General features: G+C 61.4%; 11 protein-coding genes. 2 read left to right on the forward strand and 9 right to left on the reverse strand.

All coding sequences use genetic code 11. From position 1 onward, the window contains the following. Positions 1–98: 98 nt before the first annotated feature. The gene (nac, locus tag EDF73_RS01775; RefSeq protein ID WP_132725078.1) at positions 99–1,022 is read right to left on the reverse strand and encodes a nitrogen assimilation transcriptional regulator NAC; all 924 of its coding nucleotides are present in this window, start codon (positions 1,020–1,022) and stop codon (positions 99–101) included. Between the two features lie 362 nt (positions 1,023–1,384). On the opposite strand from nac, the gene EDF73_RS01780 reads away from it, so the two are divergent. Beyond that, positions 1,385–2,587, forward strand: a complete 1,203-nt coding sequence (locus tag EDF73_RS01780) for a pyridoxal phosphate-dependent aminotransferase (protein WP_132725080.1) — start codon at positions 1,385–1,387, stop codon at positions 2,585–2,587. 223 nt (positions 2,588–2,810) lie between these two features. Here the strand turns inward: EDF73_RS01780 and EDF73_RS01785 are convergent, their stop codons facing one another. From EDF73_RS01785 to EDF73_RS01800, 4 genes are read right to left on the reverse strand one after another with little or no spacing between them, the layout of a single operon-like run. Further along, entirely contained in the window at positions 2,811–3,581 is a 771-nt protein-coding gene (locus tag EDF73_RS01785; protein WP_132725082.1) for a 5-oxoprolinase subunit PxpA, read from the reverse strand. A 10-nt stretch (positions 3,582–3,591) separates the two neighbouring features. Continuing rightward, the gene (locus EDF73_RS01790) at positions 3,592–4,578 is read right to left on the reverse strand and encodes a biotin-dependent carboxyltransferase family protein (protein WP_132725084.1); all 987 of its coding nucleotides are present in this window, start codon (positions 4,576–4,578) and stop codon (positions 3,592–3,594) included. Beyond that, positions 4,575–5,282, reverse strand: a complete 708-nt coding sequence (pxpB, locus tag EDF73_RS01795; RefSeq protein WP_132725086.1) for a 5-oxoprolinase subunit PxpB — start codon at positions 5,280–5,282, stop codon at positions 4,575–4,577. Before pxpB ends, EDF73_RS01790 begins: the two co-directional genes overlap by 4 nt. A 2-nt stretch (positions 5,283–5,284) precedes the next feature. Further along, positions 5,285–6,124 (reverse strand): ABC transporter substrate-binding protein, encoded by an 840-nt coding sequence (locus EDF73_RS01800; protein ID WP_132725088.1) that lies wholly within the window; start codon positions 6,122–6,124, stop codon positions 5,285–5,287. A 298-nt stretch (positions 6,125–6,422) separates the two neighbouring features. Between EDF73_RS01800 and EDF73_RS01805 the strand changes: the two genes are divergently transcribed. Next, positions 6,423–7,343, forward strand: coding sequence for a DMT family transporter (locus EDF73_RS01805; protein WP_132725090.1), 921 nt, complete (start codon positions 6,423–6,425; stop codon positions 7,341–7,343). 57 nt (positions 7,344–7,400) lie between these two features. Here EDF73_RS01805 and EDF73_RS01810 read toward each other — a convergent pair whose 3' ends face one another. From EDF73_RS01810 to EDF73_RS01825, 4 genes are all read right to left on the reverse strand, one after another. Then, complete coding sequence (locus EDF73_RS01810; protein WP_132725092.1) at positions 7,401–8,672, reverse strand: Glu/Leu/Phe/Val dehydrogenase; 1,272 nt, start codon at positions 8,670–8,672, stop codon at positions 7,401–7,403. Positions 8,673–8,752: 80 nt separating this feature from the next. Further along, complete coding sequence (accC, locus tag EDF73_RS01815; protein WP_132725094.1) at positions 8,753–10,099, reverse strand: acetyl-CoA carboxylase biotin carboxylase subunit; 1,347 nt, start codon at positions 10,097–10,099, stop codon at positions 8,753–8,755. Between the two features lie 8 nt (positions 10,100–10,107). After that, positions 10,108–10,563 carry an acetyl-CoA carboxylase biotin carboxyl carrier protein gene (gene accB / locus EDF73_RS01820; RefSeq protein ID WP_132725096.1) on the reverse strand — a complete coding sequence of 152 codons (456 nt, stop codon included), beginning with the start codon at positions 10,561–10,563 and terminating at the stop codon, positions 10,108–10,110. A gap of 485 nt (positions 10,564–11,048) precedes the next feature. Then, positions 11,049–11,945: an alpha/beta hydrolase gene (locus EDF73_RS01825; RefSeq protein ID WP_132726255.1), complete on the reverse strand. Its 897-nt coding sequence runs from the start codon at positions 11,943–11,945 to the stop codon at positions 11,049–11,051. Positions 11,946–12,142 lie beyond the last annotated feature (197 nt).

Consider the following 12,142-nt stretch of genomic DNA (forward strand, 5'->3'; position numbering starts at 1 on the left):
CAGATCACGGCAGCGCCGCGCGCCAGAGTAGTGACTCTAGCGCGGGTATCGGGCGGGTTGATAAGAGGGTTTCGCTTTGAGGCAATAAGGGGGACTTATTATCCCACCAGGGTTAGCGGCCGGTTGTCCTCGGTCCGCTGCGCCATCAGGGAGAGCAAAATCCCCTTCACCGCCTCCGCGGGCTGCGAAAGCGGCAGATGGTCGGACATACAGAACGAGAGCGAGGTGAGCACATTGGGTTCGACAATTCTCGCCATCCAGGCATTGGCGGGCTGGAGCATGGTGCGCGCCGCGGACTCCGGCATGATGGTGCCGCCGAGCTCCGCCGCCAGCGCGGCGTTAAGCGTGGTCTGCGATTCAATCTCGCACTTCACCCGGTAGCTCAGTCCGGCGAGGGTAAAGGCGTCGTCCGCGGCTTTACGCATAATGTTATAAATGCGCGGCAGGAACAGATCGTAGCGGGCGACCTCCGCCAGGGCGATTTCGCGCCGCGGCTCCCCCAGCGCGTGCGGGCAGACGAAAAAGAGCTCCTCTTTCATCAGCGGCAGAAAACGCAAACCGTGAATATCGCGGTCGCCATAAATCACCGCCATATCCATTCGCCCGCTCATGATTAATTCGCTGAGGGTCGTGCCAAAGTTTTCATTGAAATAGAGCACGATCCCAGGATGCTGGCGCTGCACTTCGGTCAGCAGCGGGATCGCCAGCTGCTGGGCGGCGGTGCCGGGCGCCAGGCCGACGGAAACCTGGCCGCTCAGGGCCCGGCCCGCGCCGTCGATGGCGCTCTGCGCCTGCGCGCACTGGCGTAGAATCGCCTGAGCGTGGGTATAGAGAATTTTCCCGGCATCGGTCGGCGTAACCCCGCGTTTGGTGCGAATCAAGAGCTGCTGATCGACCTCGCCTTCTAGCGTCGCCAGCTGCTGGCTGAGCGCCGGCTGGGCGATATGCAGAATGTCAGCGGCCTGCGTCAGGCTCCCGACGTCGACAATTTTGATGAAATATTTCAGGCGGCGAAGATTCATAATAGCTGTCCTACATCAATACGCATCTCTGATGACAAGCAAAATCGATGCCAGAACCTGAAAGCCCCGCAGGCCGCCGATCGCGCCACCATTTCGGGCAATCCGCCCTTCAGCGCTCCCGCGTTTGCACCGTAGGGGTGCAGCGGCGCATACGCGCGGCCCCGTTCATCGGCCGGTCGTCAGGGGGCGATTCCCGTCAGTCATCGCATTGCGTTATGTCCCCACAACAAAGCGCTATTAGCTCGCCGCCTTTGCCCCCCTCTATGCTGGTTGACGTCTATTGACCCCCGCTCGCCGCACGTGGCGGATCGTTCTGCGCCGCGTGCGGGTTTGCTGACCTTATAACCAGGAACCGCAGCCTCATGCCTGATATCGCCGATCGTCTCAAAAATGTTACCGTCTCCGCCTCCGTCGCCATGACGCAAAAAGCGCGCGATCTCGCCGCGCAGGGAATCGACGTCGTCGGTCTCTCTACCGGCGAACCGGACTTCCCCACGCCGCCTCACGTGATCGATGCCGCCTATGCCGCGGCGTGCGCCGGGGATACCCGTTACCCGCCGACGGACGGCACGCCCGCGCTGCGCGCCGCCATTCAGCGCAAGTTCCTGCGCGATAATGAACTGCGCTATGACATCAGCCAGATCCTGACCGCCGGCGGCGCCCGACAGATTATCTTCAACGCCATGATGGCGACCATTAACCCCGGTGATGAAGTGATCATCCCCATGCCGTCGTGGATTAGCTACGCCGACATCGTTAAATTCGCCGGCGGAACGCCGGTTGCGGTGCCCTGTCATGAAGAGCACGGCTTTAAACCGCTGCCGCAGGACGTCGAAGCGGCGATCACGCCGAAGACCAAATGGCTGCTGCTGAACTATCCCAGCAACCCGACCGGCTCCGTCGCCACGCATGCCGAACTCCTGGCGCTGGGCGAAATGCTGCTGCGTCATCCGCAGATCTGGATCATGACCGACGACATTTATGAGCATCTCCTGTACGACGGCGTGAAATTCTGGACTCTGGCGCAGGTGGAGCCCCGGCTGTACGATCGCGTATTGACGGTGAACGGCGTCTCGAAAGCCTATTCAATGACCGGCTGGCGGCTGGGTTTTTGCGGCGGCCCACTGCCGCTGATTAAGGCGATGAGCAACGTCAATACGCAAAACAGCGGCGGCGTGGCGACCCTGGCGCAGGCGGGTTCCGTCGCCGCGCTTGATGGCCCGCAGGATCTGCTGGCGGAACGCGCGGAAATCTATCGCCAGCGCCGCGATTACGTGCTTGAGCGCCTTGCCGGTATTCCCGGCCTGCGCTGCCATAAGCCGCAGGGGGCCTTCTATCTGTTCGTCAACATCGCGGAATTTATCGGTAAAACCAGCGCCGGCGGGCGTTTTATCGCCAGCGACGCCGATTTTGTGATGGCGCTTATCGAAGAGCAACACGTGGTGACGGTACAGGGGGCGGCCTACGGCATGAGCCCCTATTTCCGCCTGTCTTACGCCACCAGTATGGAACGCCTGCAAACCGGCTGCGATCGTCTTGCGGCCTTCTGCGCGGGCTGTCGTTAAGCTGCGGCGCGCAGATTGCGCGCGCTGAGCAGAGTGAAATGCCTGCCTGGCGTCTGACCGGCAGGCATTTTTTTATCCCGCCTGTGGGACGACGGGCTCAATTCATACCTGACGAGAGGGAAAATCGGTTTTGGCAGGATGGGGCTCCAGCAGTCCCACGGCGAAGGGAGAGCAGACGGTGGTCAGGGGCGCGGTTTGCGCCCCTCGCTACGGGGGAAATGCTTTACTGCGCCAGCACCTCCGTCGCCGGCGCAACCGTCGCGCCGCAGGCTTCAATCTCGCTGCGAACCAGCGTCGCCAGCGCCAGCGAACCCGGGGTATCGCTATGAACTAGGATCGAACGCGCACGTACCGGCAGCGTATTGCCGCTAAAGGTGGTCACCGTACCGTGCTGCAGAAATTGACGTACTCTGGCGCGCACCGCCGTCTCCTCTTTGATCAGCGAACCGGGAGTGCCGCGCGGGACCAGCTGCCCGCGATCGTCGTAGGCCCGGTCCGCGAGAAACAGCGTCAGCGTCGGCAGCCCCGCGTCCTGCGCCGCCCGTTCAATGATAGTGTCCGGCTGGCAGAAGATAATCAGTTGCGGATCGATCCGGGCGACGGTCTGCATCACCTGAAGCGCCAGGGCGTCGTCACGGTTAATCATATTGCCCATCGCCGCGTGAAAGCTCAGGTGGGCGACGCGGGTGCCCTCGGCGCGGGCAATGGCGGAGAGCGCGCCAAGCTGATAAACCACCTGCTGGCAAATCTCATCCGCGGAGAACGACATCTCTTTGCGCCCGAAGCCCTGGCGGTCCGGCAGGCCCGGATGGGCTCCAATACCCACGCCGCGCGCCTTCGCCAGGCGCACCATTCGGGTCATGATCGCCGGATCCCCCGCGTGAAAACCGCAGGCGATGTTGGCGGAAGAGACCCTATCCATTAACGCCGAATCATCACATAGCTGATAGACGCCAAAACCTTCTCCCATATCGGAGTTCACATCAATTTTCATGCTGAGTTCCTTATAAACCGACAACCCCGGTCAGCGGCGCTACGCTGACGCGCAAACGCTGCAGCCAGCGTTCAATCGCCTGCCGCACCGCGATGGCGGTACGCGTATCGCCCTGTACCAGTTGAATTGATTGACCCGCCTGCAGCTGGCCCAGACGCCAGAGGTCCTCTTCAATCACGCAGGCAATTTTGGGATAACCTCCCGCGGTGTTGGCATCGCTCAGCTGGATAATCGGTTCGCCGGCCGGCGGAACCTGTACGATGCCCGGGATCAGACCGTAGGAGCGCATTTCAACCGTTTCGGCGGGCAGGATGGGATCCCCCGCCAGGCGATAGCCGGTCCGGTTGCTGTGCAGTGAAATTTTCCACGCCTGGCTCCAGAAGCGCGGCGCATCGGCGGCAAACAGCGAATATTCGCCGGCGGGGATGGCGCGGATCTGCGCATCGCCCTGCGCGTTGTGCGGGAAAAAAGCGCTTAAGGCCACTTCCGGCGGCTCAATGCCGATCCCCGAGGCCGGCAGCGGCGCGCCCTGCCACCGGCCGCACGCCAGCACGTCGCCGCGCTGCAGCGGCCGGCCCTCGAGTCCGCCGAAGCCGCCGCGCAGGGCGGTGCTGCGCGAGCCCAGCACCTGCGGGACATCAATGCCCCCGGCCACGCAGAGATAACCGCGCGCGCCGCGACGGGGAAAGCGCAGTTCCAGCAGCTGGCCTTTACGTACCGCGCAGCCCCACCAGGCCGGTAGCGCTGCGCCGTCGAGCCTTGCCCGGCAGTCGGCGCCGGTGAGCGCGATCCAGGTGTCCGCCAGGAAACGCACGCGGAAGGGAAACATTTGCACTTCGATGGCCGCCGCGTTTTCCTCATTCCCCAGCAGGGTGTTGCCGGCGCGCAGCGCCAGCGGGTCCATCACGCCGCTCACCGAGACGCCAAGGTGGCGCCACGCCGGGCGGCCTAAATCCTGGATCGTATTTAGCGCGGCGCTTTGTTCAATCTCAATCACAGTTCGACTCTCTCAGGCAGAAAACGGATGATATCGCCTGGCGCCATCAGCGCAGGAATGGCGGCATGGGGATTGAATACCTCAATCTCCGCGTAGCCGATAGCGTTCCAGCCGTTCGGCCCGGTCAGCACCGAGACGCCCGCCTGCGGCCCGCCGATGGTGACCGTCCCCTTAAGCATATTCAGCGAAGGCACCTTTTTACGCGGCGTCGCCAGGCGCGGATCCAGGCCGTGCAAATAGCCGAACCCCGGCGCGCTGCCAAGCGCGACCACGGTATAGATCCCCTGCGAATGACGACGAATGACTTCCCGGGCGGAAAACCCGGTATGACGACATACCGCCTCCAGATCGGTGGCATGTTCCCCGCCGTAGCACACCGGGATGTCAATCTGCCGCCCTTCGACGTTGAGCGCCTGCGCCGCCAGCCAGCACTCGCGCAGACGGCGCTCCACCCCGGTCGGCTCCTCCGGCGTATCGCGCAGCAGCACCAGTAAATTGGTCACGCCGGGGATCAGGGACTCCACCTCCGGCCACTGCCGCAGGGTCTGCGCTAAAGACCAGATGCGCCGCTGCGCCGGAAGGTCGAAGGCGCCGGGCGCTTCGATAAGCCAGGCCCGGCTCCCCATCATGGAGATCCGCGCCGGGGCGCCAGCGTGGAGCTCAATGCGGCGCTCGGGTAACACGGTTTTCGATGTCGGCGTCATACTTATTCCAGCGGTTCAAACGTGAGGCTGGATAACGGTTGTACCCGTTCTTCGCGGACCATTTTGTATTCGGTGTTCGGCCCAATCCAGGTATTCCAGATCTTGTCGATCGTCCCGTCGTCATCCATCGCCTTCAGGCTTTCATTGACGCTGCTCAGCAGCTGCGGTTCGCCCTGCTTCATCCCCACGCCGATAGGTTCAAGCGCCATCGGCTCCTTAATCATCGCCAGATTGATGCCGTCCTTTTTCGCCTGACCGATCATCTTGATACCGGTCATCGTGTTGGTGACGAAGCCCAGCGCTTTATTCTGCTCAAGGGCAAGGAAGGCCGAAGCGGCGTCCTGGAAGGTGACCGGTTTGCCGCCCTTCAGCACGATGGATTGTTCAGAGGTGGTCCCCTTGGTGGCGCTGATGCGCTTGCCTTTGAAATCGGCGAGGGTTTTATCGGCGTTCGCCTCTTTTACCAGCAGCATCTCTTTCGCGACATAGTAAGGGTCGCTGAACTGAATCTGGCGGCCGCGCGTTTTGGTATAGGCAAGGTTGGCGATCAGCACGTCGGCTCGCCCGGTAGCGATGACGGCGATACGCGCTTCCACGGAAGTGGGAACCAGCTGCGCCTTGACCCCCATCTGTTTCGCCAGCGCGTGGCAGAGTTCAACGTCCATCCCGACCAGCTGGCGGGTTTTCGGATCCGGGGCCGAAAACGGCGGCACATCGGAATAGACCGCGCACTTCAGCTCGCCGCGTGCATGAATATCCGCCAGCATGTCGGCGCGCGCGGCGCCGGACGCCGCTACCAGCGTCAGAGCCAGCGCTAAACCCGCATTTCGCTTCAGTTTCATTATTGTTTCCCCTCGGTCTGGATAAAAGAGTACCGACGTCCGCGAAGAGGTTCCCCGTTTCGCCGGTATGGCTAACCACTTATCGCGACTATATCGACATTGCTTGCGCGACGGGTAAGAGGGAAACGCTGTCGGGAGATAGGTGATTTATATGACGGCGCCGGCGCCCAGAGATAAGCAAACATTATCCTGACAGAACGAAATTATCTTATCTGCCGACCCTTCGCGCCCTCTACTGTAACGCCATGCGCGACATCCACCCCGCGTCCCTCCGCGACCGTTAACCAAAGGTAGTCACATGAATGCCCGACTTGGGATTTATCTAAAAATACTCTCCGCGCTGTGCGCGACGTTAATGCTGGCCTGCGTCAAAGGATTACAGGGGGCGATTCCCACCGGCGAAGTGATTTTCTTCCGCTCCTTTATCGCCATGTTCCCCCTGCTCATCTGGTTAAAAATTCAGGGCAACGTGCTGGCCAGTATTAAGACCAAAAATATTTTCGGCCATCTGATTCGCGGCTTTTCCGGTACCGGCGGGATGTACTTCAACTATCTGGCGCTGGTGTCGATCTCCCTCGCCGACGCCACCGCCCTGAGCTACGCCGCCCCGCTCTTCACCGTCATCATGGCGGCCTTACTGCTGAAAGAGCGGGTGCGTTTTTCCCGCTGGCTGGGGGTTATTGTCGGTTTTTCCGGCATCCTGTTTATGCTCTCCGCCAGCTTAACCGCCAGCGGCTCTCTGTTCGCCGGCGGTCAGCTGCAATCCGGGATGGCTCTCGGCGTCGCGTTCGCCCTGCTGGCCGCGCTCTGCACCGCCACCTCCAACATTCAGATCCGTTTTCTCAACGGCATTGAAAAACCCGGCGCCATCGTCTTTTACTTCTCGCTGATGACCACCCTGATTGGCCTCGCAACCAGCCTGTTCGGCTGGGCGCGGCCAACGCCGGGTCAGCTTCTGTTGCTGGTGGGCTGCGGTTTCTTCGGCGGCATGGCGCAGATTCTGGTCACGCTAAGCCTGCGTTTTACCGACGCCTCGCTGCTGGCGCCGTTTGACTACACCACGCTGGTCTGGTCGATGGTGATTGGCTACCTGTTCTTAAACAGCCTGCCCGCTTCGTCAACGCTGATCGGCGCCGGGATCGTGGCGCTGGCGGGGATCTTCACCCTGTGGTGCGACCAGCGGCAGCGGCGGGCGCATATCGCGCGCGCCTCTTCCTGAGTTTGCTGATACCCATGGCCCCGCGCGGGCAGCGCAGGGCTTGCCGCTCCCCGCGCCTCAGGAATACAGCCCGCGGTCTTTACTCGCCAGCAGGATCCGTTCGCAGGCCAGGACCCAGGCGGCGGTCCGCAGGGGAATAGCCAGAGCCTGCGCTTTCAGCCAGACGCTTTCGATGGCGTGGCGCATAATGGTATCCAGCCGCGCATCGATCTCCTCTTCGCTCCAGAAGTGGCTGGAGAAATCCTGCACCCACTCGAAATAGCTGACCGTCACCCCGCCGGCGTTGGCAATCACGTCGGGAACCAGCACGATCCCGCGCTCAGCCAGCACATCGTCGGCCTCCGGCAGCGTCGGGCCGTTGGCCCCCTCCAGAATGAGGCGACAGCGCAGATCGGCGGCGCGCTCCGCGCTAATCTGCCCCTCCAGCGCTGCCGGAATCAGTATTTCGTAGCCGAGGCTCCAGAAAGCCTCGTCCGCCACGCTATCGGCGCCGGGGAAACCGGCTATTGTGCCATGAGCCTGCTGCCACGCCTGCAGCGCCGGAATATCGAGGCCGTTGTGCTGATACAGCGTCGCGCGATGATCCTGGACGGCCACCACCCGCGCGCCGGCGGCATGAAACAGCCCGGCGCTGACGCTACCCACGTTGCCAAACCCCTGCACGGCGACCCGACTTTGCGCCACGGAGAGCCCCAGCTTTTCCGCGATGTGGCAGCCGGTAATAAATACTCCGCGCCCGGTGGCCTGCACCCGCCCCAGCGAGCCGCCGAGGTGGAGCGGTTTCCCCGTCACCACGCCGGTCGCGGCGGTTCCGGCATGACGCGACCAGGTATCCATCATCCAGGCCATGACCTGGCCGTTGGTGCCGACGTCCGGCGCCGGAATATCCTGCCGGGGGCCGATCACCCGGCTGATTTCACAAGTGTAGCGGCGGGTCAAACGCTCCAGCTCTCTGTCGGATAGCGTCGTCGGGTCGACGCGTACGCCGCCTTTCGCCCCGCCGAACGGCAGATTGAGCGCCGCGCATTTCACGGTCATCCACGCCGCCAGCGCCATCACCTCCTGCAGGCTGACGTCGGGGTGATAGCGCACGCCCCCCTTGCCGGGTCCGCGAGAGAGATTATGCTGAACGCGATAGCCTTCAAAATGGCGAATCGTCCCGTCATCCATTTCCAGCGGAACATCGACAATCAGCGCCCTTTCCGGGTGACGCAGGGTATCGGCCCAGCGATTGAGATCGCCGGGCAGCGGCAGGACGCGTTCCACCTGGGCGAGATAGATAGCCCAGGCGCAATGGCTCTCACCCGTCACATAAGAGAGTGCAGACACAACTTACCTCCGGTTTTCCAGTAGTGATATTGATAGCGATAAATGAAGAAAGCCGCCCGGAGGCGGCTTTGCGGCGAAGTTCAGCGACTGAGCTCCAGTTTCTTTTCCAGATAATGGATGTTGCTGCCGCCGGCGCGAAAATGGTCATCCGCCATGATCCGCCGCTGCAGCTCAACGTTGGTTTTGATGCCCTCGATCGCCAGCTCGTTCAGGGCATGTTCCATCCGCGCAATGGCCTCACTCCGGCTATCGCCGATGACGATCAGTTTGCCAATCATCGAGTCGTAGTACGGCGGGACGCTGTAGCCCGCGTAGATATGCGATTCCCAGCGTACGCCAAAGCCTCCTGGCGCATGAAAACGGGTAATTTTGCCGGGGCTGGGCATGAAGGTGCGTGGGTCTTCGGCATTAATCCGGCATTCAATTGCGTGGCCGCGTACGCTCACCTGCTGCTGGCTGATAGAGAGCGGCAGTCCGGCGGCAATCCTCAGCTGCTCTTTAATCAGATCAACGCCGGTGATCATTTCCGTCACCGGATGCTCCACCTGAATGCGGGTATTCATTTCGATAAAGTAAAATTCACCCTGCTCATAGAGAAACTCGAAGGTACCGGCGCCGCGATAGCCGATGTCCAGACAGGCTTTGGCACAGCGCGCGCCGATAGCCTGGCGGATCTCCGCGGTGATCCCCGGCGCGGGGGCCTCCTCCACCACCTTCTGGTGGCGCCGCTGCATTGAGCAATCGCGTTCGGCAAGATAAATCGCCTGCCCTTGTCCATCGGCCAGAACCTGGATTTCAATATGGCGCGGATTCTCCAGATACTTCTCCATGTAGACCATATCGTTGTTGAACGCCGCTTTCGCCTCGGCGCGCGTCATATCGATAGCCTGCGCCAGCTCTTTCTCCTGCCGGACGACCCGCATCCCGCGCCCGCCGCCGCCGCCGGAGGCCTTGACGATGATCGGGTAACCGATCCCGGCCGCCAGCCGGCGATTCTTCTCCCGGTCATCGTCCAGCGGGCCGTCCGATCCCGGCACGCACGGCACCCCGGCTTGCTTCATCGCCTGAATGGCCGAGACCTTGTCCCCCATCAGACGAATGGTGTCCGCTTTCGGGCCGATAAACACGAACCCTGAGCGCTCCACCTGTTCGGCAAAGTCGGCATTTTCCGCCAGAAAACCGTAACCAGGATGGATGGCCGCCGCGCCCGTCACTTCAGCGGCCGAAATCACCGCCGGAATATTGAGATAGCTTTTGGCGGACGGCGGCGGGCCAATACAGACGCTTTCATCGGCCAGCAGCACGTGTTTTAACTCACGGTCGGCGGTAGAGTGGACGGCCACCGAGCGAATGTTAAGCTCCCGGCAGGCGCGCAGGATACGCAGCGCGATTTCGCCGCGATTGGCAATCACAATTTTGTCCAGCATGGCTCCCCCTATTCAATCACGATCAGCGGCTGGTCGAACTCAACCGGCTGACCATCGGTGGCCAGAATCGCTTTGACGATCCCGCGGTTATCCGCCGCGATCTGATTCATCATCTTCATCGCTTCGACGATGCACAGGGTATCGCCGGCGTTGACCTGCTGACCGACAACCACAAATGGCGGCGCACCGGGCCCCGGTGAGAGATAAAAGGTTCCCACCATCGGGGACACCGTGACGTGTTCCGGCGCCGGGTCCGGCGAGATGGCCGGCGTCTGTACGTCCGGAATCGGAATAGTCGGCAGCGGCTGAACGATGGCCGCTGGCGCGGTGGATGGCCCGACCGCCGTCGGGCTGGCGATAACGCGGCTGATGCGCACGGAGCTGGCGCCTTCGGCAATTTCCAGTTCGCCAATGCCGGAGGCTTCGACTAAGGCGATCAATTTTTCAATGCTGGCAATATCCATAAGTAACGGGTTCCGCAGAAATTGGAAGTGATATACCCGATCGCGCAATCAGTGGTGGTGCAGTTATAGCAGAGCCGGCGGGCGGTATTTCATAGGAACTTCAGGTGGCGGGATAAGAAAATAGTAAGGTATCGAATAGACTACGCGAATCAAAGGCTGACAGATGCGTCACCCCATTATGGCTGCCCAGAAAGTATGTGTCGTCGGTAAGCGGATGTCGCCGAAGATGTGCTGCAATAGCGATGAAGGGGGTCATATTGCCTAAATAGTCATCCCTAGCAAACGTTGCCCGCGCCAGAGGAGCCGGGGCCATCCGCAGCAAAGCCTGGTTTGCTTTTCTACTGTCAGCAAAACAGGCGCTCCTGCCACGGCAGGGAAATCCCCGCTGGTACAAACCGCCTCCGCGACGCGCCTGAAATATCGCGCCGCCGCCCCCTCACCGACAACGCGCCAGGATGTACGCCTCGCGGCGTCAACCGTTTATGCTACCGGTGTTGACACTTTTTTTCGCTGTTCTCATCGGCCGCAGCGATATGCAGTAAAGCGCTCTGGAAGGAGGCATTAAACATCGGCCCGTGCGTGAGCCCAGGATAATGCCAGTAGGTCGCTGCCAGTCCGTCTGCGCTCAGGGCGGATACCGTCTTGCGCACCCTGCTCAGCACATCGCTCGCGCCGGCGACGGCGCTTCTTCCCGACGGATCGTCGCCCTCCATCAGATAGAGCTGCTTGTTACAGCCCCCCTGTTGATTAAGCGATGCCATTCTTGCCAGCAGAGCGAAATTATCTCTGCCCAGCGAAGGGCTGGCCGCGTAATAAAAGTGGAAAAAAGAGGAGGTTAACCAGCTGTCCAGCACGAACAGACCGCCGAAGGAGTGCCCCCAGATGCCCCGTTTATTCGGGTCGATTTGAATATTTTTTTCTACCGCGGGAGCGATGCGCCCTTCCAGCAGCTGGCGGAACGTCGCGCTGCCGCCGCCCTCGCGCGCATAGTGCCCGACGACTACGGCCCCGCGCTGCTGCACCGCGGGCGTATAGTCATAGGCTCTGGCGTGAGTGTCGAAGGGCAGCGGCGTCTGGTAGCCAATCGCCACGATCACCGGCGGCGTTTTTTGCCGGAGTTGGCTAAGTAGCGAATCCGTCAAGCGGTCCATCAGCGCGTTACCGTCCAGCATATACAGGACCGGATAGCCCGATGGCGGCGGCGATGCGTCCGGTACGCCGGTCCAGACCCGGTAGTGTCTTTTGCCATCCGCAGAGTCAAACTGATGCACGCTGAAGTGATAAACCGCAGACCCGCGATCGGCAATATTCGGCCCCAGCGGCTTCATATCCGGTTTCGCCGCGCTCTCCCCGGCGTACAGCAGCGCCACACAGGAGAGCATGCAAAACAACGCGACGCGCTGAACTCTGTTTCGGGACTGATGCCCATTCCCCTGTTGACGCTCTCTCTTCACCTGTTTTTCCCGTATCTCTCTGGCGGATAAGCCTTATTCACATTGCGCCACGATGATAATGGTTAGCAATATCATTTTCAATTACACAAAAAGACCGGCGCTACAGGAGAGCGGGTGGCAATACG

The sequence above is a fragment of the Klebsiella sp. BIGb0138 genome (assembly GCF_004342285.1).
Lineage (GTDB): Bacteria > Pseudomonadota > Gammaproteobacteria > Enterobacterales > Enterobacteriaceae > Klebsiella.

Coding starts and splice junctions, on each gene's coding strand:
- nac (WP_132725078.1), bottom strand. CDS start 1,022: ATGAATCTTCGCCGCCTGAAATATTTCATCAAAATTGTCGACGTCGGG.
- EDF73_RS01780 (WP_132725080.1), top strand. CDS start 1,385: ATGCCTGATATCGCCGATCGTCTCAAAAATGTTACCGTCTCCGCCTCC.
- EDF73_RS01785 (WP_132725082.1), bottom strand. CDS start 3,581: ATGAAAATTGATGTGAACTCCGATATGGGAGAAGGTTTTGGCGTCTAT.
- pxpB (WP_132725086.1), bottom strand. CDS start 5,282: ATGACGCCGACATCGAAAACCGTGTTACCCGAGCGCCGCATTGAGCTC.
- EDF73_RS01800 (WP_132725088.1), bottom strand. CDS start 6,124: ATGAAACTGAAGCGAAATGCGGGTTTAGCGCTGGCTCTGACGCTGGTA.
- EDF73_RS01805 (WP_132725090.1), top strand. CDS start 6,423: ATGAATGCCCGACTTGGGATTTATCTAAAAATACTCTCCGCGCTGTGC.
- accC (WP_132725094.1), bottom strand. CDS start 10,099: ATGCTGGACAAAATTGTGATTGCCAATCGCGGCGAAATCGCGCTGCGT.
- accB (WP_132725096.1), bottom strand. CDS start 10,563: ATGGATATTGCCAGCATTGAAAAATTGATCGCCTTAGTCGAAGCCTCC.
- EDF73_RS01825 (WP_132726255.1), bottom strand. CDS start 11,945: ATGCTCTCCTGTGTGGCGCTGCTGTACGCCGGGGAGAGCGCGGCGAAA.